Origin of the sequence: Janthinobacterium sp. 1_2014MBL_MicDiv, from assembly GCF_001865675.1 — a bacterium.
Classification (GTDB): domain Bacteria; phylum Pseudomonadota; class Gammaproteobacteria; order Burkholderiales; family Burkholderiaceae_D; genus Janthinobacterium.
In genome coordinates this window covers 267,490-285,261 of sequence record NZ_CP011319.1, presented here as the reverse complement: position 1 = coordinate 285,261, position 17,772 = coordinate 267,490, and the positions used below count along the sequence as shown (strand labels likewise).

15 protein-coding genes are annotated in these 17,772 nt (G+C 65.7%); 2 read left to right on the top strand and 13 right to left on the bottom strand.

The window, feature by feature from the left end:
* Positions 1-6: 6 nt before the first annotated feature.
* The 4 genes from YQ44_RS01220 to YQ44_RS01205 form a co-directional block, all read right to left on the bottom strand.
* A complete protein-coding gene (locus YQ44_RS01220) occupies positions 7-1,155 on the bottom strand; it encodes an ABC transporter ATP-binding protein (RefSeq protein WP_071321821.1) in 1,149 nt (382 codons plus the stop codon).
* A gap of 138 nt (positions 1,156-1,293) precedes the next feature.
* On the bottom strand, positions 1,294-2,754 hold the full coding sequence (locus tag YQ44_RS01215; RefSeq protein ID WP_071321820.1) for an aspartate aminotransferase family protein: 1,461 nt from the start codon (positions 2,752-2,754) through the stop codon (positions 1,294-1,296).
* A gap of 11 nt (positions 2,755-2,765) precedes the next feature.
* Positions 2,766-4,136 (bottom strand): glutamine synthetase family protein, encoded by a 1,371-nt coding sequence (locus YQ44_RS01210; protein ID WP_071321819.1) that lies wholly within the window; start codon positions 4,134-4,136, stop codon positions 2,766-2,768.
* A 58-nt stretch (positions 4,137-4,194) separates the two neighbouring features.
* Complete coding sequence (locus tag YQ44_RS01205; protein ID WP_071321818.1) at positions 4,195-4,971, bottom strand: gamma-glutamyl-gamma-aminobutyrate hydrolase family protein; 777 nt, start codon at positions 4,969-4,971, stop codon at positions 4,195-4,197.
* Between the two features lie 283 nt (positions 4,972-5,254).
* Between YQ44_RS01205 and YQ44_RS01200 the strand changes: the two genes are divergently transcribed.
* On the top strand, positions 5,255-6,400 hold the full coding sequence (locus YQ44_RS01200) for an MFS transporter (protein WP_071321817.1): 1,146 nt from the start codon (positions 5,255-5,257) through the stop codon (positions 6,398-6,400).
* A gap of 6 nt (positions 6,401-6,406) precedes the next feature.
* On the opposite strand, the gene YQ44_RS01195 is transcribed toward YQ44_RS01200, so the two are convergent.
* From YQ44_RS01195 to YQ44_RS01175, 5 genes are all read right to left on the bottom strand, one after another.
* Positions 6,407-7,261 (bottom strand): hypothetical protein, encoded by an 855-nt coding sequence (locus tag YQ44_RS01195; protein WP_071321816.1) that lies wholly within the window; start codon positions 7,259-7,261, stop codon positions 6,407-6,409.
* Positions 7,258-7,830 (bottom strand): sigma-70 family RNA polymerase sigma factor, encoded by a 573-nt coding sequence (locus YQ44_RS01190; RefSeq protein WP_071326178.1) that lies wholly within the window; start codon positions 7,828-7,830, stop codon positions 7,258-7,260. Before YQ44_RS01190 ends, YQ44_RS01195 begins: the two co-directional genes overlap by 4 nt.
* 61 nt (positions 7,831-7,891) lie before the next feature.
* Complete coding sequence (locus tag YQ44_RS01185) at positions 7,892-9,769, bottom strand: beta-propeller domain-containing protein (RefSeq protein ID WP_071321815.1); 1,878 nt, start codon at positions 9,767-9,769, stop codon at positions 7,892-7,894.
* 96 nt (positions 9,770-9,865) lie between these two features.
* Entirely contained in the window at positions 9,866-10,489 is a 624-nt protein-coding gene (locus tag YQ44_RS01180; protein WP_071321814.1) for a trimeric intracellular cation channel family protein, read from the bottom strand.
* Positions 10,490-10,493: 4 nt separating this feature from the next.
* Positions 10,494-12,971: a penicillin-binding protein 1A gene (locus tag YQ44_RS01175; RefSeq protein ID WP_071321813.1), complete on the bottom strand. Its 2,478-nt coding sequence runs from the start codon at positions 12,969-12,971 to the stop codon at positions 10,494-10,496.
* Between the two features lie 144 nt (positions 12,972-13,115).
* Between YQ44_RS01175 and YQ44_RS01170 the strand changes: the two genes are divergently transcribed.
* Complete coding sequence (locus YQ44_RS01170; RefSeq protein WP_071321812.1) at positions 13,116-14,003, top strand: HTH-type transcriptional regulator ArgP; 888 nt, start codon at positions 13,116-13,118, stop codon at positions 14,001-14,003.
* Here the strand turns inward: YQ44_RS01170 and YQ44_RS01165 are convergent, their stop codons facing one another.
* The 4 genes from YQ44_RS01165 to YQ44_RS01150 are packed head-to-tail and all read right to left on the bottom strand — an operon-like array spanning position 14,004 to position 17,665.
* A complete protein-coding gene (locus tag YQ44_RS01165) occupies positions 14,004-14,876 on the bottom strand; it encodes an ABC transporter permease (RefSeq protein WP_071321811.1) in 873 nt (290 codons plus the stop codon).
* On the bottom strand, positions 14,873-15,718 hold the full coding sequence (locus YQ44_RS01160; protein ID WP_071321810.1) for an ABC transporter ATP-binding protein: 846 nt from the start codon (positions 15,716-15,718) through the stop codon (positions 14,873-14,875). The genes YQ44_RS01165 and YQ44_RS01160 overlap by 4 nt, the downstream gene beginning before the upstream one ends.
* Before the next feature lies 1 nt (position 15,719).
* Complete coding sequence (locus YQ44_RS01155; RefSeq protein ID WP_071321809.1) at positions 15,720-16,748, bottom strand: ABC transporter substrate-binding protein; 1,029 nt, start codon at positions 16,746-16,748, stop codon at positions 15,720-15,722.
* A gap of 32 nt (positions 16,749-16,780) precedes the next feature.
* On the bottom strand, positions 16,781-17,665 hold the full coding sequence (locus YQ44_RS01150) for a TauD/TfdA dioxygenase family protein (RefSeq protein ID WP_071326177.1): 885 nt from the start codon (positions 17,663-17,665) through the stop codon (positions 16,781-16,783).
* Between the last annotated feature and the right edge of the window lie 107 nt (positions 17,666-17,772).

Below are 17,772 nucleotides of genomic sequence, written 5' to 3'. Positions count from 1 at the left end.
ATGGCCTCAGCTAGTGAGCACGACGATGTCGGCGCCATCCCACCAGACCCACACGCGCTGCTCGCGCTCGAGGCGCGAGACGTCGTGGCGGGCCGCGTTGGTGCGCGAGACTTTCACCACATTGCCGCTGTCGAGACGCACGTGGTAGCTGGTTTCATTGCCAAAATACGCCATGGCGACGATCACGCCCTGGGCGCAGTTGTAGCCATGTTCCGCCGGCGACGCCCGCTCGTCCAACGTGGGCGGCTCGATCTGGATGCCGATTTTTTCGGGGCGCACGGCCACCGAGACATCCATGCCCAGGTTGCCCGTGATGCCGTGCGAGACATAGTGTTCGCCATCGGGCGTGGCGATCACCACGTGGTCGGGTTCGTCCTGCGCGATGCGGCCGTCGAACAGGTTGACGCTGCCGATGAAATCGGCGACGAAGCGGCAATTCGGCGTCTCGTAGATTTCGCCCGGCGCGCCCACCTGCAGGATGCGCCCCTCGCTCATGACGGCGATGCGCGTGGCCATGCTCATCGCTTCATCCTGGTCGTGCGTGACCATCACGCAGGTGACGCCCACCTGCTCGATGATGTTCACCAGCTCCATCTGCGTGCGTTCGCGCAGTTTCTTGTCCAGCGCGCCGAGCGGCTCGTCGAGCAGCAGCAATTGCGGACGCTTGGCCAGGCTGCGCGCCAGCGCCACGCGCTGCTGCTGGCCGCCCGACAGCTGGTGCGGCTTGCGCTTCGCATACTGCCCCAGCTGCACCAGCGCCAGCATCTGCTCGACGCGCGCGGCGATCTCCGCTTTCGGCAAGCCGTCGCGGCGCAGGCCGAAGGCGATGTTGTCCCACACAGACAGGTGGGGGAACAGCGCATACGACTGGAACATCATGTTGATGGGGCGCTGGTGCGGCGGCACATCGACGATGCTGTTGCCGGCCAGGGTGATGCGCCCCGAGGTCGGCGTCTCGAAACCCGCCAGCATGCGCAGCAGGGTCGACTTGCCGCAACCTGAACTGCCCAGCAGGGCGAAGATCTCGCCCTTGTTGATCGTCACGGAAATATCATTGACGGCGCGCACGCCATCGAATTCCTTGACCAGTTGATCAATCAGCAGGAAAGGCGCTGGGGCGTCGCTGGCCGACGCGGCGGGTGTTGCTATCGTCATGTGTGGGTGGCTTCTGGGTAAATGGGTGTCAAAATGAAAAACTGGCCGCTACAAAGAGCGACCAGGATGGAAGTTTAGCGGAACTGCCGCCATTGCGGTCCAAAAATTGCGCAGATGGCGGCAAAATGGGGCAAAAACCTACACCCAGCCCTTCTCCTTCACATCCGCATGCGTCTTGTCCAGGCACAGGCGTATCAAGCCCACCATCTCGTCGATCTGCGCCCGCGTCATGACCAGCGGCGGGGCGACGATCATGCGCTCGCCCACGGCGCGCATGATGACGCCATTGTCGAACATGTGGCCGCGGCAGATCATGCCCACGCCCTGCTCCTCGTCGAACAGTTCGTTCTCGTGCACGGTAGTGCCCTTCTTGCGCACCAGGTTCAGGCCCGCGACCAGGCCGCAGCTGTCCGCATAGCCCACGAGCGGATGCTGGCCCAGGCTGGCAAAGCACTGCTTCAGGTACGGCCCCGTATCCTCGGCCACCTTCGCCAGCAGCTGCTCTTCCTCGATGATGCGGATGTTTTCCAGCGCGGCGGCGCAGGCGACGGGATGGCCCGAATACGTGAACCCGTGCGTGAATTCGCCGCCCTGCTCGATCAGCACCTTGGCCACCCTGTCACCCACCAGCACGCCGCCCAGCGGCACGTAGCCCGAGGTGACGCCCTTGGCAAAGGTAATGAGGTCCGGCCTGATGCCGAACAGCTCGGAGCCGAACCAGCGTCCCAGCCGGCCAAAGCCGCAGATGACTTCATCGGCGATCAAAAGGATGCCGTACTTGTCGCAGATGCGCTGGATTTCCGGCCAGTAGGTCGAGGACGGGATGATGACGCCGCCGGCGCCCTGCACCGGCTCGCCGATAAAGGCGGCCACCTTGTCGGCGCCGATTTCCAGGATCTTGTCTTCCAGCCAGGACGCCGCCTTCAGGCCGAATGCTTCCGGACTCAGTCCATGGCCCGCTTCCAGATAATTCGGCTGGCCGATGTGCGCGATGCCGGGGATGGGCAAGCCGCCCTGCGCATGCATGCCATCCATGCCGCCCAGGGATGCCCCCGCCACCGTGCTGCCGTGATAGGCGTTGTGGCGGCTGATGACGGTATGGCGCTCCTTGTAGCCGAGAATGTCCCAGTAGCGGCGCACCATGCGCAAATTCGTGTCGTTGCCTTCGGAACCGGAGCTGGTGAAAAACACGTGCTGGAACTGCGGCGGCGAGATCTGCGCCAGCTTGGCGGCCAATTGCGCGGCCGGCACGTTCGTCGTGCCAAAGAAGCTGTTATAGAACGGCAGCGTTTCCATCTGCCGGTACACGGCTTGCGAGATCGACGTGCGGCCATAGCCGACGTTGACGCACCACAGGCCCGACATGCCGTCGACGATTTTCTTGCCCTGGCTATCCCACAGGTAGACGCCGTCGCCGCGCACCATCACGCGCGCGCCTTTCGACGCCAGGTCCTGGAAATCGGTGAACGGGTGCAGGTAGTGGGCCGAGTCCATCTTCTGGATGGCGGCCGTGTCGTACACCTGCGGCGCCGCATTCTTTTGCGCCACGGAGGCGACCAGCGCGGCGCCGGGCGCCAGCGGATTGTTTGTTGTGCTCATGCGTGCTCCTTTTAAACGTGCAATAACAAATGTTCGCGTTCCCAGGGGCTGATCACCGTCATGAATTCCTGGTGCTCGAGGTCCTTGATGGCCGCATACACGTCGATGAAACGCTCGCCCAGCACCGTGCGCAGCTTGTCTTCCGCGCGCAGCAGCTGCAACGCTTCCGGCAAGCCTTGCGGCAGTTCGAACTTCATGTCATAGGCGCTGCCTACCATCATCGGCGTCGCTTCCAGCTGCTCCGTCATGCCCAGGTAGCCGCATGCCAGAGTCACGGCCAGCGCCAGGTAGGGATTGGCGTCGGCGCCGATGATGCGGTTCTCCACGCGCCGGTCCTGCACGCCCGATTCGGGCACGCGAAAGCCCACCGTGCGGTTGTCCAGGCCCCACTGGATGTTGATCGGCGCGGCCGTGTGACGCACGATGCGGCGGTAGGAATTCACATACGGTGCGACGATGGCCATGGCCGACGGCATGTAGCGCTGCAGGCCGGCGATGTAGTGCTTGAAGATGGGCGCCGCCGAGCCGTCCTCGTTGCTGAATATGTTCAGGCCCGTCTTCGCATCGACGACGCTCTGGTGCACGTGCATGGCGGACCCCGGCTCGCCGGCCATCGGCTTGGCCATGAAGGTGGCGTACATATCGTGTTTCAGCGCCGCTTCGCGCAGGGTGCGCTTGAAGAAAAACACCTTGTCGGCCAAACCCAGCGGATCGCCGTGCAGGAAGTTGATTTCCATCTGCCCCGCGCCGATCTCGTGGATCAGGGTGTCGACGTCAAGGTTCATCAGTTCGCAGTAATCGTAGATATCCTCGAACAGCGGATCGAATTCGTTGACGGCGTCGATGCTGTACACCTGGCGGCTGGTCTCGGCCCGGCCGCTGCGGCCGATGGGCGGCTTCAATGGCAGGTCCGGGTCCGTGTTTTTCGCCGTCAGGTAGAACTCCAGTTCCGGCGCCACCACCGGTTTCCAGCCCTTGTCCGCATACAGTTTCAGCACGCGGCGCAGCACGGATCTTGGGGCGAAATCGACCAGCATGCCGTCGGCGAAATAGCAGTCATGGATGACTTGCGCCGTGGGATCGGTGGCCCACGGCACCATGGTGATGGTGGTGGGGTCGGCCTTTAAAATCATGTCGCGGTCGGTGCTGGAAATGGCGCGGTCATAGCCGCCATCGTCGATGGGATAATTGCCCGTCACCGTCATGCCCAGCACCGCTTCCGGGATGCGCATGCCGCGCTCCTGGGTGAATTTCCCGCGCGGCAGAATCTTCCCGCGCGCCACGCCCGTCAAGTCGGGGACCAGGCATTCGATTTCCGTGACCCGCTTTTCATTGAGCCACAAATCCATATCCGTATAGGTGAAATTTTCGCGTATTGCCATGTTTCCCTCTCTCTGGTCTTGATCAGGCGCCGCATGGTGCTGGTGCGGCGCGCCCGTGCTAGTTGCCGTCATCCTTTCTGTTGCGCTGCTGTTCCTGGTAATCGCGGCACGCCTGGCCAAAGCCGCCGAACAGGCGCATGGCGTGCGGGTTGTCTTCCACCCGCCATTCCGGGTGCCACTGCACCGCCAGCGTGAAACCGGCGGCGCTGGCCACCGTATAGGCTTCCACCAGTCCGTCGTCGGCCAGGGCTTCCACCAGCAAGCCGTCGGCCAGGCGGGCGATGCCCTGGCCATGCAGGGAGTTGACCATCATTTCGCCCTCGCCACCAAGCAGGCGAGACAAAAGGCCCTCGGGCGCGAGCTTGACGCGGTGCGCGGGCGCGTACTGGCGCTCGAGGGGATCGAGCACGTTCTCGCGATGATCGAGCATGCCCGGCACCGCATGCACGGCCTGGTGCAGGCTGCCGCCCAGGGCCACATTGACTTCCTGGAAGCCGCGGCAGATGGCCAGCAAGGGCAACTGGCGCGCCAGCGCGGCGCGGACCAGGGGCAAGGTGGTGGCGTCGCGCGCCGGGTCTTGCGGCAGTTCGGGGTGCAGGATGTCTTCGCCATACAGGCGCGCATCGACATTCGAGGCGGAACCGGTCAGCATGACGCCGTCGGCAATCCGCAGCGCCGCTTCCAGGTCGGCGTCAACGGCCAGGGCGGGCAGCAGCAGCGGCATGCAGTCTGCACCGCGCAGCACGGCGTGCAGGTACTTGTCCTGCGCCATATGCCAGGCGTGGTTGCCAAGCTGGCGCTGACAGGCGGGAACGAGAACAATGGGACGGCGCATAGAGTGCTACCTCGCTGGCGTGACGATCCAATGACAGCGCCAAACAGCGCTGCCGCTCGCTTCACTGTATAGCAGAGCCGGCGGCAGCGGCCACACCCATGGGCGTGGCCAACGGGACCGTCCTGCGGCTACACTACGGCTTTGCCATATTGTCTTTCGTAAAATCATCATATGCCCGTCCGGCGCCAAATGCCAGCGCCACCGGCAAAGTCCCCCTCTTTCCCATGCATCCACACCACTTTCACGCCATCCCGACCTTGCTTTCCCTCGCGCGGAGGCTGCCATGAAGCACATGCCGTGGCGCGATTTCTTCGCCCTCGTGGTGAGTATCGGCGTGGTCGGCCTGGGACTGGGCGCGACCATGCCGCTCACCGCATTGACACTGCACCAGCGCGGCGTGAGTACGGACATCATCGGCATGATCACGGCCGTCAGCGCCCTCGGCATCCTGGCCGCTTCGCCGTTCGTCTCTGGCTGGGTGGGGCGCTTTGGCGCGCGCGCCACCATGCTGGGCGCCGTCTGGGTGGCCTCGCTGGCAACGATCGCCATGCAGTTCACCGACCACCTGCTGGCGTGGAGCGTGCTGCGCTTCCTGTTTGGCGGCGCCATGGGCGTGTTGTTTACCATCGGCGAAGCGTGGGTGAACCGGCTCGCGCCCGACAATTCGCGGGGCAGGGTGGTGGCCATGTACACCACCAGTTTTACCTTCTTCCAGCTGATCGGTCCCGCCCTGGTGGCGCTGTTCAACGACAGGATTACGTGGAGCTTCGCCGCCTGCGGCCTGCTATTCCTGCTCGCCGTGCCGGGCCTGATGCTGATCTCGAACAGCGGCCCGGAAAAGGAGCAGGAAGAGCATGGCGTGAAATGGACCTTGATCCTGCCGCGCATGCCGATGATCGTGCTGGGCGCGGCCTTCTTCGCCCTGTTCGACACGCTGGCATTGAGCCTGCTGCCCCTGTATGCGATGGAACACGGCATCGGCACGGACCTGGCCCTGCTATCGGCCACCGTGGTACTGGTGGGCGACACGGGCTTGCAATTCGCCTTGGGATGGATGGCCGACCGCTTCGGCCGCGCCAAAGTCCATGCGGGCTGCGGCGTGGCCGTCTGCCTGCTGTTGCCGTTGCTGCCGTTCGCCGTCGGCACGCCGTGGCTGTGGTGGACCTTGCTGTTGCTGCTGGGCGCCGCGGCGGGCGGCATCTACATGCTGGCGCTGGTGGCGTGCGGCGAGCGTTTCACGGGCCTGTCGCTGACCAGCGCCAGCGCCATCGTCAACGCCACCTGGGGTGTCACCAGCGGCGGCGGCCCCCTGCTGACGGGCGTCTTGATGCAATCGGCGGGCGTCAACGCGCTGCCGGCCGTGATGTGGGTCTGCGCCGCCATTTTCGTCGGCAGCGCCGTGTGGGAGCGCAAGAAGGGGATCGTGTAGCCTGCGCTACTGTTTCAGCTTTTCCAGCCGCTGCCGCAGCTCTTCGGCCACCGGATAATCGGGATAGGCCTGCCTGAACGCGGCCCACTCCTGCTGCGCCAGCGCACCTTCGCCCGCCTTGAGCAGGGCGTCGATCTTCACCAGCCACACGGACGCGTCGAGCCTGGCCGGCGGCGGCAGCGGTGCGGAGCGCGCAGCAACGGGAGCGGGCATCGCCAGCGCCTGGTGCTGCAGGCCCGATTCGGCCCGCATGGCCGCTTGCTGCTCCATCGCCTCGCGCATTGGCGTGGCTGGCGGCGGTGGGGGCGGTGGCGCCGGCGGCGCCAGGGGTAGCGTCGCCGTCAGCTGGGGCGCTGGCCGTACGGCAGGTACAGGCGTCGGTTCGGCCTGCGGCGCCGGCCTGGCCGCCATCTTGGCTTGCGCGCGCGGGGCCGGCACCGCCGGCGGCGGGCGTGGCGCTGGCTGCGATGCCGCATCGGCAAGCGGCGCCGGTGCGGTATCAGGCACCGGTATCACCTCCTGCGTGAGCGGCTCCCCGACGACGGGAAATTGCGCCGGCTTCGAGCCGAACCAGTCCACGCCGATCAGGTTCACCGTCAGCAGCACGGCCGCGGCCAGCCCCAGCGGAACGCGCCAGCGCTGCAGATAATCGGGCGCCTTTTTTGCCGGCAGGGTGCGCAGCACGCCATCGGCACTGTCGTTGGCGGCCACGGGTGCTGCCAACGCCTTTTCAGCGTCTGCCAGGATGGCCGCATCGAGCGCGCTGGAAGGCGCGGGCTGCGGCAAGCTGGCCAGCAGCGCATGCAATGCATCGTCGCCGGCTTCGTGGTCTTGATCTTGGTCTGTCCTGTGCGTAGTCATGCCTGTCCTCCCGCGCCCGCGGCGCTATCGAGCCCCGCGCGCAATTTCTGCATGGCGTAGCGCAGCCGGCTCTTGACGGTTTCCGCTTCCGCCCCCGTCACCACGGCGATATCCAGGATGCTCATGCCGCTGAACTGCTGCAGCACCAGCGCCTCTTTTTGCTCGGCCGGCAGGGCGGCGATGGCCGCATGCAGCAGCGCGTGCTGCTGCTTCTGTTCCAGCGACTGCTGCGGCGAGGCGCCCTCGGACGCCAGCTCGCCCGGTGCTTCGCCATCCTGCGCCTGGCCTTCCCGCTGGCGCAGGATGTCGATCAGGCGGTTGCGCGCGATCTGGTACAGATAGGTGCGAAACGCCGCCTGCGGCCGGTAGCCGGCGCGCGCCGCGTGCAGGCTGGCCCAGGCGTCCTGCACGATCTCGTCGACCCAGGCGCGGCGCGGCGCACGCCAGGCCACGAAGCGGTACAGCCCCTGGCTATGGCGCCGGTACAGCTCGCGGAACGACGGCAGGTCGCCGGCACTGTAGCGCAGCATCAGCTCTTCATCCGTCGCGTTGATCAAGGTATCGGGCATGCGGACCAGTGTAGCCGAACTACGCGGCAGCGACAAATGCCGCGCGTCGCTCACCATCGCGTCAGCGGGCGGCGGGCGCATAGCTGAGGCGGCGCACTTCACGGACCTGCCCCTCCTTGAGCGCCCCTTCCACCAATTCATAGCCCAGCAGGGCGAAGACCCGACCCTGCAGGAACAGGGGCCGCGCATTGCCGTACCAGTCCACGCACGATGCGCGGCAACCATCGTCCGGCGCCGGGCCGGGCCGCGCCGCCAGCGCGCCCAGTTCCGTCAGTTGCAAGCCGCTGTTGCGCAGGTACAGGACGGATGCAGAAGGCCTGTTCAAGCCTGGCCGCTCGTCCGCGCCCAGGATGGGCAGGCCGATGACGCCCTCGCTGGCCGTTTGCGGCTTGTAGAAAAAGCCGTGGCTGCGCGACTCGCCCTGCGCCGCGTCGGCGCGGATGTAGCGCGTGGCAATCGCCGCCTGCGCCCCCAGGCGGATGCTGCTGAAATGCAGGTCCCTGCCCTGCGCGCCGATCGCCACGGCGTCATTGCCCAGCGCCTCGATGCGCTCCACGCCGTGCGGCAGGGACAGCGCCTGCACGCTGCCCGCGTCGGCCCAGCGCACGGCATACAGGGGCTGGCGCGGCCAGGCCTGGTCCGCCTGTCGGCGTCCGCCATTGCCTGCGTTTCCATACAGCAGATACGGTCCCACATAGCGGTTCTGCAAACCATAGCCGCCGCCACCGGGCAAGGGCTTGTAGCTGCCGGCCGGCGCGCTGTCGCGGCCATCGGAAAACGATGCCAGCGGCACGCGCAGCAAGGCCATGTCGCCCCGGCCGCGCGCGCCATCCCACATGGCGTCGCCCTGCCCTTCGGCGCGCAGCAGGACGTTCAGGTGGCCGTCAAGGCTTTCCAGGAACGAGAACTGGTCGACGGGCGCGCCAGCCACCTTCAGGGCGCTGGGCGCGCTGCCGTCGAGGGGAATGCGGAACACGCCCGAATCGCTGCCACGGCGTGTCGTCCACACGAAAACGGACTCGCCCGAGACATAAAACACACGGCCCTGCGGCCCCATGACGGCGGTCGCTTCGCAGCGCATGTCGCGCCGGGCCAGGTCGCACACGGTGACCGTGTGCAGGGTCAGGCCGGCGCCGGGTTCGGGCTCTTCATCGGTGCGGTAGATGCGCGTGGCGGGCGCGATGCGCTTGAAGTCGGACGGCACGGCGTCGGGACGCCAGCGGCGCAGCGCGGGAAAGCCGCCGAACGGATCGCCACGGCGCAAGTCCAGCGACAAGGGCGAGTAGAACACCAGCTTGCTGCCGACCAGGCGGCTGGCGTAATTGCGCGACGAATAATAGTCGTTGGAGCGCAAATGGTAGGTGGAACGGTAGGCCAGCTTGCCGTCGGCACCGATGTCGAACAGGCCGATCTCCGTGCCGCCCCGGCTGTAGCTGTAGCCGATCACCACCAGCGTGTCGCCATCGATCAGCATCTCGTCATACCAGCTGCCCGACGGGTCGCTGCCAGGCGCGAACGCATCGAGCGAGGCGACGGGCTGCAGCGCATTGCCCCCCACCTGCACCGTGAACAGCTTGCCGCGCCGGAGCATCACCAGGTGCTTGCCGTGCAGCTTGACGATGCCGCCTTCGTCCACGCCCGCCGTCTGCACGTTGGTGACCGATTCGGCCGCATCCGCCGATTTTGCCGCCGCCTCCGCCGCCATCGGCGCGGCCGGCGGTGCCGGGGGCACGGCCGTGTATTGCGCCGTGGCGCGCTGCAGTTTCTGCTGTTTCAGCACCAGCGCCGCCTGGCGCGCCTGTAGCTGTTGCAGGTAGCTGCCCAGCGCCTGCTCGCTGGCAAACGGCGCCAGGGTCTTGCGCGGCGCCGTGTCGGCGGCATGGCTGCCTGCCGACAGCAGCAGGGACAGTATCAATGTGATCTTGAGGGCGCTGGGCATCGCTTCTTCTCCGGTTGGCTGGGGTGTCAACCATGAAACGCAGCGGCGCAGAAAAAGGGGTTACATGCGCGTGAAAATATTCACCTGGCCGCCGCCCTACTCGAAACCGCGTATGCGGTCGCCATTGAAGTTCGGCAGGCGCCACTCGAAATGCAGGGCCAGGAAACGGAACAGGAAGCCGGCGCCGATGGACGCCAGCTGCGCCACCGCGCTGTCGACCTTGAAGTACAGCAGGCCCACGTACAGGCTGCCCGTAAACAGGGCCACGGTGGCATACACTTCGCGCTGCAGCACCAGCGGAATCTGGTTGCACAGGATATCGCGCAGCAGGCCGCCGAAGACGCCCGTGATCATCCCCGCCAGCACGACGATGGCCGGATGCATCTTGGCCGACATGGCGATGTCGCAGCCGATCACGCAAAACGCCACCAGCCCCAGTCCGTCGACCAGCAGGAATACCGTGCGCAAGTGGTGCAGGTAGCGCGCCACGACGGCCGTGACGACGGCCGCGCCCACCGTAAACAGCAGATACTCGGGGTGTGCGATCCAGCCCAGCGGATAGTGCCCCAGCAGCACGTCGCGGATGGTGCCGCCGCCGAGCGCCGTGACGGTGCCGATCATGCAGATGCCGAACAGATCCATGCCGCGCCGCATGCCCATGATGGCGCCGGACATCGCTTCGGCGACAATCGCCACCAGGTATATCGTATATAACAACATGGTCTTACTCTTCCGAAAATGATTTGAGAATCTGTTCGCGTTCGCGCGCTTCGCTCAGGGTGCGCGCCTCATGGCCGGCGCCGCTGCTGCCGCGCTCTTCGCCGTTGGCCAGGCGCGTATCGGCGTTATGGCCGCCACTGCCGCAGCTGACGCTGCTGTGGATGAAGGCGTGGCTGTCGCGCAGGCAGTCGCCGGCCAGGTATTCCGCATACACGTAATCGCCATCGAGCAGTGCCAGGCCTTGCGGCTCGGCCAGCACCTGTTCGCGGCGGCCCTGCACGGCCACCTGCATGTAGTCGCGCCAGACGGGCAGCGCCAGCGTCCCGCCCGTGGCGTTGCCCAGGCTCTTGGGCTGGTCGTAGCCGAGCCAGACGACGGAGACGAGGCCCGAGGAATAGCCGGCGAACCAGGCGTCATAGGCATTGTTCGAGGTGCCCGTCTTGCCGGCCGCGTCGCCGCGTCCCAGCGCCAGCGCGCCGCGCCCCGTGCCGCTCTTGACGACGTCGCGCAGCATGCTGTCCATGACGTAGGCATTGCGCGTGGAGATGACCTGCGTGCCGGGCGCCGGCGCATCCTTGGCGCGCGGCGCCGCATCGCTGAACAGCACCGCGCCGCTGCGGCTGCGCACTTCCTTGATCAGCTTTGGCGGCATCTGCACGCCGCCGTTGGCAAACACGGCATACGATTGCGCCAGCTGCAGCGGCGTGACGGCGCCCGCGCCCAAGGCCAGCGGCAGCGAAACGGGGTTGCGCGCGCCTTCGAAGCCGAAGCGCGTGGCGTAGTGCTGCACGTAGCCGGGGCCGGCCGCCTGCATCAGGCTGACGGCCACCAGGTTTTTCGAGCGCACCAGGCCGCGCCGCACGCTGATGAAGCCTTCATAGTTGTTGCCGTAATTGCGCGGACGCCACGGCTGCGCGCCCGTTTCCTGCGGCAGCAGCAAGCGCTGCGTGTCGTCCACGGCCGTGCCGGGGAAGTAGCCCTTTTCCAGCGCCGCCGAATACACGAAGGGCTTGAAGCTGGAACCGGGCTGGCGGTAGGCCTGCGTGGCGTGGTTGTAGTGGTTGCGATAGAAATCGAAGCCGCCCGCCATGGCGACGATTTCGCCGCTGTGCGCATCGACGGAAATGAGCGCGCCTTCCATCTCGGGCAGCTGGCTCACCAGCCAGCGGTTCTTTGCCGCGTCGTGCACCACGCGGATCACGCTGTTTTCCGCGATGGCGCGCTTGCCCTCGAGCGGCAGCTTGCCGCCCAGGCGCGCATCCGACGCGGCCAGCACGACTTCCTCGCCATTGCGCAGCTGCGCCGTCACCTGGCGCTTGCCGGCGGTCTCGACCTTGCGCACGAGCGCTGCGCGCAGTTCGCCGCTGTCCGGATAGGCGGCCAGCTGGCGCGCCGCGCTGTCCGCGGAGGCGGTCAGGCGCGCTTCGGGACCACGGTAGCCGCGGCGCGCCTGCGCGTTCAGCAAGCCGTCGCGCAGCGACTTGTCGGCCGCGAGCTGCGGCGCCATGCGGATGGTCGTCGTCACGTCCAGGCCCATGCTGTAGGCGCCCTCGGGATAGCTTTGCAGGATCAGCTGGCGCGCTTCCTCGACCGCATACGCGGCCGCATGCACGGAGCTGTTGCGGTCCTTGTTCAGGGCCAGCTTTTCCGCCACGGCGGCGGCGTATTCAGCCTCGGTGATGTAACCGAGTTCGCGCATGCGCTGCAGGATGTAGTGCTGGCGCACGGTGGCGCGCTGCGGATTGGCGACGGGGTTGTAGGCCGATGGCGCCTTCGGCAAGCCGGCCAGCATGGCCGCTTCGGCGATGCTGACGTCGGCCAGCGGCTTGTCGAAATAGATGTTCGAGGCGGCGGAAAAGCCGTAGGAACGCTCGCCCAGGTAAATCTGGTTCATATACAGTTCCAGCAGCTTGTCCTTGCCGTAGTGCTGCTCCAGCTTGTAGGCGAGCAGCATCTCCGTCAGCTTGCGCTGCACGGTCTTTTCGCGCGACAGGAAAAAGTCGCGCGCCACCTGCATGGTGATGGTGCTGGCGCCCTGCGCGTGGTGGCCCGTGACGACGTTGGCGAGCGTCGCGCGCGTCAAGCCATAGAAATCGACGGCGCCGTGCTCATAGAAACGCGCATCCTCGATGGCCAGCAAGGCCTGGCGCATGCGCAGCGGGATCTCTTTCAATGGCAGGAATTCGCGGCGCTCTTCGCCGTATTCGGCCAGCAGCTCGCCTTCGCTGGAAAAGATGCGCAGCGGCAGCGCGGGCTTGTATTGCGCCAGGTGTTCGACGGCCGGCAAATCCTGCCACGCCTGGCGCAGCCAGTAGCCGCCCGCCAGGGCCGCGGACAGGCCCAGGCCCAGGGTCAATCCCAGGCCGAATTTCAGATTGCGCGCCAGCTTCGAGGGCGGCTTGCGGGTGGTGGTGGTAGTGGTGGTGGTGCTGGCTTTCGCGCCATCTTTTTCACTATCTTGCGCCGTATCTTGCGTTTCCATATGGTCATTCCTTTGCTGCCAGGAGACCGCGCGCAGGCGCGCAGCACTCCATCAAAGAGCCATTGTGCACTGCAACACACCCATCCTTATCAAAAGTAAGTATTATTTAGTATTGATAAATTTTTCTTATGTTAGGCGGTATCCATGGATCTCAATCCCAAACATACGGAAGCGTTCCGCGCCGTCGTCGAAACGGGCAGCTTCGAACAGGCGGCGCTGCGGCTGCACCTGACGTCACCGGCCATTTCGCAGCGCGTGCGGGCGCTGGAAAGCCAGCTGGGCAATGCCTTGATCGTGCGCAGCCGCCCCGCGCGCGCCACGCGCATGGGGCAACGCCTGATGCAGTACCTGAAACGCGCCAAGCTGCTGGAAGCGGACCTGCAGGCGGAACTGGCGGTGCAGCAGGATGCGCCGCTGACGCTGGTGCTGGCGCTGAACGCCGATTCGATGGGCACCTGGTTCTTCCCTGCCCTGTCCGAGGTGCTGATACGCGAGCGCGTGCTGCTGGACCTGACCGTGGAAGACCAGGACCACACGTACACCTTGCTGGAAACGGGCATGGCGATCGGCTGCATCAGCACGGAGGCAAAAGCCATGCGCGGCTGCACGGCCGAGCCGCTGGGCGTGATGCGCTACTGGCTGGTGGCCACGCCGGCGTTTCGCCAGCAATGGTTCGCCCACGGCCTGACGCGCAAGGCGGCGCGCACGGCGCCCGTGGTCGCCTACACGCGCAAGGACACCTTGCAGTCGTCGTACCTGCAAGAGGCGCTGGGCTTGCCCGAAGGCGCCTACCCCTGCCATTACGTGCCGGGTGCCACCTCGCACTTCAACGCCATCCGCTATGGCCTCGGCTACGGCATGGTGCCCGAGCTGCTGCTGAAGGCGAACGCGGACGGCGAACTGGTGGAAATGCTCACCCCCAAGACCCCCGCCGACGTGGCCCTGTACTGGCACACGTGGAAGGTGCAGTCGCCGCGCATGGAGCAGCTGTCGCGGCAGATCATCGCGGCGGCGCGCAAGATCCTCAAGTAGCTATCGCTGCATGCCCCAGCGCTTCAGAGTCACGCGCTCCAGGCTGCGAAAGCCGATGTTTTCTACCAGCAAGCCGATAACGATGACGGCCGCCAGGCCCGCGAAGACCTTGTCCGTGTACAGCTCGTTGCGGTTCTGGAAAATGTACCAGCCCAGGCCGCCCTGCCCCGACGTGGTGCCGAACACCAGTTCGGCCGCGATCAGGGTGCGCCAGGCAAACGCCCAGCCTATCTTCAAGCCCGAGACGATCGATGGCAGGGCGCCCGGCACGAGGATATGCAACACCAGGCGCAGGCCGCTCAGCCCGTAATTGCGGCCCGCCATGCGCAAGGTCTCGGGCACGCCCTGGAAACCCGCATACGTATTCAAGGCCAGCGGCCACATCACGGAGTGGACAATGACGAAGATCAAACTGGCGCGACCCAGGCCAAACCACAGCAGGGCCAATGGCAGCAGGGCGATGGCCGGCAAGGGATTGAGCATGGCCGTCAGGGTTTCCAGCACGTCGCGCCCGATGCGGCTGGAGACGGCCAGCAAAGTCAGCACGAAGGCCACCAGCACGCCCACGGCATAGCCCTGCAGCAAGACGACGAGCGAGGCGGCCGTGCGCGTGAGCAATTCCCCACTGGCGATACCGCCGATAAACGCCTGCGCCGTCTGCAGAAAGCCGGGCAAGAGTAAATCGTTGTGCGTCCAGCGCGCCGCGCCCTCCCACAGCAGGGCCAGGCTGAGCAGAATCAAGACCTTGCGCCACAGCGCCTGCTGGCTCAGGCGCTGCCAGCGCGACAACGGCCGCTCGACGGCCACGCCGGCCGGCGGCGGCGCCGCATACACGAACTCCTGGCGGATCGGCGGTTCCAGCAGCGCGCTCATACGGCCTCCCTGTGCGCGGTCCCGCTTGGCGCAGCGGCAGCAGTTTCCTCGTCGAACAGCAGGCCGTGGATGCGGCGGCTGGCGGCCTGGAATTCCGCGCTGCCGGCGCTGTGCAAGCCGAATTGATGACTGTTCAGTTCGGCGCGCACCCTGCCCGGATGGGGCGACAGCAACAGGATGCGGTTGCCCACCACCAGCGCTTCCTCGATCGAGTGCGTGACGAACACGAGCGTGAAGCGCAGCTCTTCCCACAATCGGCTCAACTCTTCCTGCATCTTGCGCCGCGTCAAGGCGTCGAGGGCGGCAAACGGTTCGTCCATCAGCAGCACTTCCGGCTGCATGGCCAGCGCCCGCGCGATGGCCACGCGCTGCTTCATGCCGCCCGACAAGGTGTGCGGGTGGGCGTCCTCGAAGCCGGCCAGCCCCACCTTGGCGATCCAGTGATGGGCGCGCTCGCGGGCCGCCGCCTTGTCCAGCCGCTTGCTGGCCAGCAAGGGAAACATCACGTTTTCCAGCACTGTTTTCCACGGCGGCAACTGGTCGAATTCCTGGAACACGACGACACGGTCCGGCCCCGGTTTGTGAATCGCTTGACCGTGCATGGCGATGCTGCCCGCGCGCGGCGCGATGAAGCCAGCCACGGCCTTCAGCAGCGACGACTTGCCGCAGCCGGACGGCCCCAGCAATACGAAGCGGTCGCCGCGAAACACGTCGAAACTGACGTCATGCGTGGCGCGCACGCTGCGCCGTTCCGTCTGGTATTCCAGGCTGACATGCTGGACGCTGAGCAAGGGCAGCACCGCCACAGGCGGGCGCACGAGGTGGAAAGCGGGCGCGTTCATGTCAGCCTCCTTGCGCGATGGCTGGATCGTCGAAGAAATAATCGCGCCAGGTGTCGGGCAAGTTGCGGATGGCGTTGACGCGGTGCAGGAATTGCGCCAGGCCATAGGTATTCTGCGGCGCGATCTTGAATTGCACTTGCGGATTGGCAAAGATTTTCAGCAACAGATTGCGGTCCACCTTGCTCTTGTTGACCTTGATATAGATGTCGGCCGCGCCCTGCGGGTTGCTGCTCGCATACTGCGCCGCTTCCGCCAGCGCCGCGATGAAGGCGCGGTAAGTCTTGGGATTATCCTTGCGGTACTTTTCCGTCGCATACAGCAAGGTCGACGAACTGGGTCCGCCCTGCACGTCATACGAGTTCAGGACGATGCGGGCGTTCGGGTTCTGCGCCAGTTCCTGCTCCTGGAAAGGTGAATTGCCGAAGTGACCGCTGAGCTCCGTGCCGCCGGCGATGATGGCCGCCGCCGCATCCGGGTGCGGCAAGGTTTGCGTGATTTTATCGAGGCGGGCGAATTCCTTGTCGCCCCACTGCTTCGCCACCGCCATCTGCAATATCCGCGCCTGCACGGAAACGGAGACGGCCGGCAAGGCGATGCGGTCCTTGTCCGTCAAGTCCGCCAGGGTTTTCACCTTGGGATTGATGCTGATCAAATAGTAAGGAAAATTGCCCAAGGACGCCACGCCGCGCACATTCTGCCGGCCTTTCGTGCGGTCCCAGATCGTCAACAGCGGACCCAGCCCGGCCCCCGCGATATCGATATTGCCGGACAACAAAGCGTCGTTGATGGCGGGACCGCCGGACAGGGTGATCCACTCGACTTTAACGTCCACGCCCTGCTGCTTGCCATGCTTTTCAATCAGCTTGTGTTCCTGCGCAATGTTGAGCAGCAAGAAGGTGATGCCATGCTGGCCCGCGATGCGGATCTGTCCTTCGGCCCGGGCCATGGGCATCGCCAGGCATGCGGCGCCCAGCAGGGCAATGGCGGCGATAACACGGCGGTGGCGGGCGAGGGAAAAGAACGGCAGCATGGACACTCCTTGGGTCAGGTCAACAGTCAAAGTCAGTACGGCGCATCGCCTTCGATGGTGGTGCGGTAGAGTTTGCGGCGCTGTCCGGGCGGACAACCGGTGGCCAGGTGCATCAGGGAACGGTTGTCCCAGAACACGAGGTCGTGCGGCTGCCAGCGGTGCACATACAGGTGCTCCGGGCGCACGCTGTGCGCGAACAGTTCATCGAGCAGGGCGCGGCTTTCATCGTCGGGCAGGCCGACGATGCGCGTGGTGAAATGCTCGCTGACGAACAGGGCGCGCCGTCCCGTTTCCGGATGCACGCGCACGACGGGATGGGTGACGGGCTTGACTTCATCGACCTGCGCCTGCGTCAACGCGGGGCGCCAGGGATTACGACGGCGCAATTCCTCGTACTGGCTCAGGTAACTGTGCTCGGCACGGGCGCCGCGCACGGCGTGGCGCAGCGCGGCCGGCAGGCTTTCCCAGGCCAGGTGCATGTTGGCAAACACGGTGTCGCCGCCCTCGTCCGGCAATTCCTGCGCGTGCAACATGGAACCAAGGCTGGGCACTTCCTTGTACGACAGATCGGAATGCCAAAAGTGTCCCGCATCGCCCAGGCCGATGGGCTGGCCGTCCTCGACGATGTTCGAAATGATCAGCACTTCCGGCTGCGATGGCAGCTGGAACTGGCGCAGGACGTGGATTTGCAGGGGGCCGAAGCGGCGGCTGAAATCGACCTGCTGCTGCGGCGTGATGTGCTGCTCGCGGAACACCAGCACGTGATGGTCGAGGTGGGCGTGGTGCAGGCGCTGGAAGTCGCCCAGCGACAGCGGCTGCGCCAGGTCCAGCCCCAGCACCTGCGCGCCGAGCGGCGCATCGAAAGTCTCGATACGGAACGGGCTGGCGGGTAGCGACGATTTGAGGACGGCCGACATGATGGCTTCATCAGTGAACAAGGGAAGTCCACTGTATGCCGGCCGGCGCGCCTTGCAAACGAAGCATTTACTATATGGATATGCGCGGCCCGTTGCGCCATGTTGCA

Bases quoted from the DNA above. Each gene is read 5' to 3' on its own strand.
- YQ44_RS01220 (WP_071321821.1), bottom strand. From the start codon at position 1,155: ATGACGATAGCAACACCCGCCGCGTCGGCCAGCGACGCCCCAGCGCCT.
- YQ44_RS01215 (WP_071321820.1), bottom strand. From the start codon at position 2,754: ATGAGCACAACAAACAATCCGCTGGCGCCCGGCGCCGCGCTGGTCGCC.
- YQ44_RS01210 (WP_071321819.1), bottom strand. From the start codon at position 4,136: ATGGCAATACGCGAAAATTTCACCTATACGGATATGGATTTGTGGCTC.
- YQ44_RS01205 (WP_071321818.1), bottom strand. From the start codon at position 4,971: ATGCGCCGTCCCATTGTTCTCGTTCCCGCCTGTCAGCGCCAGCTTGGC.
- YQ44_RS01200 (WP_071321817.1), top strand. From the start codon at position 5,255: ATGAAGCACATGCCGTGGCGCGATTTCTTCGCCCTCGTGGTGAGTATC.
- YQ44_RS01195 (WP_071321816.1), bottom strand. From the start codon at position 7,261: ATGACTACGCACAGGACAGACCAAGATCAAGACCACGAAGCCGGCGAC.
- YQ44_RS01190 (WP_071326178.1), bottom strand. From the start codon at position 7,830: ATGCCCGATACCTTGATCAACGCGACGGATGAAGAGCTGATGCTGCGC.
- YQ44_RS01185 (WP_071321815.1), bottom strand. From the start codon at position 9,769: ATGCCCAGCGCCCTCAAGATCACATTGATACTGTCCCTGCTGCTGTCG.
- YQ44_RS01180 (WP_071321814.1), bottom strand. From the start codon at position 10,489: ATGTTGTTATATACGATATACCTGGTGGCGATTGTCGCCGAAGCGATG.
- YQ44_RS01175 (WP_071321813.1), bottom strand. From the start codon at position 12,971: ATGGAAACGCAAGATACGGCGCAAGATAGTGAAAAAGATGGCGCGAAA.
- YQ44_RS01170 (WP_071321812.1), top strand. From the start codon at position 13,116: ATGGATCTCAATCCCAAACATACGGAAGCGTTCCGCGCCGTCGTCGAA.
- YQ44_RS01165 (WP_071321811.1), bottom strand. From the start codon at position 14,876: ATGAGCGCGCTGCTGGAACCGCCGATCCGCCAGGAGTTCGTGTATGCG.
- YQ44_RS01160 (WP_071321810.1), bottom strand. From the start codon at position 15,718: ATGAACGCGCCCGCTTTCCACCTCGTGCGCCCGCCTGTGGCGGTGCTG.
- YQ44_RS01155 (WP_071321809.1), bottom strand. From the start codon at position 16,748: ATGCTGCCGTTCTTTTCCCTCGCCCGCCACCGCCGTGTTATCGCCGCC.
- YQ44_RS01150 (WP_071326177.1), bottom strand. From the start codon at position 17,665: ATGTCGGCCGTCCTCAAATCGTCGCTACCCGCCAGCCCGTTCCGTATC.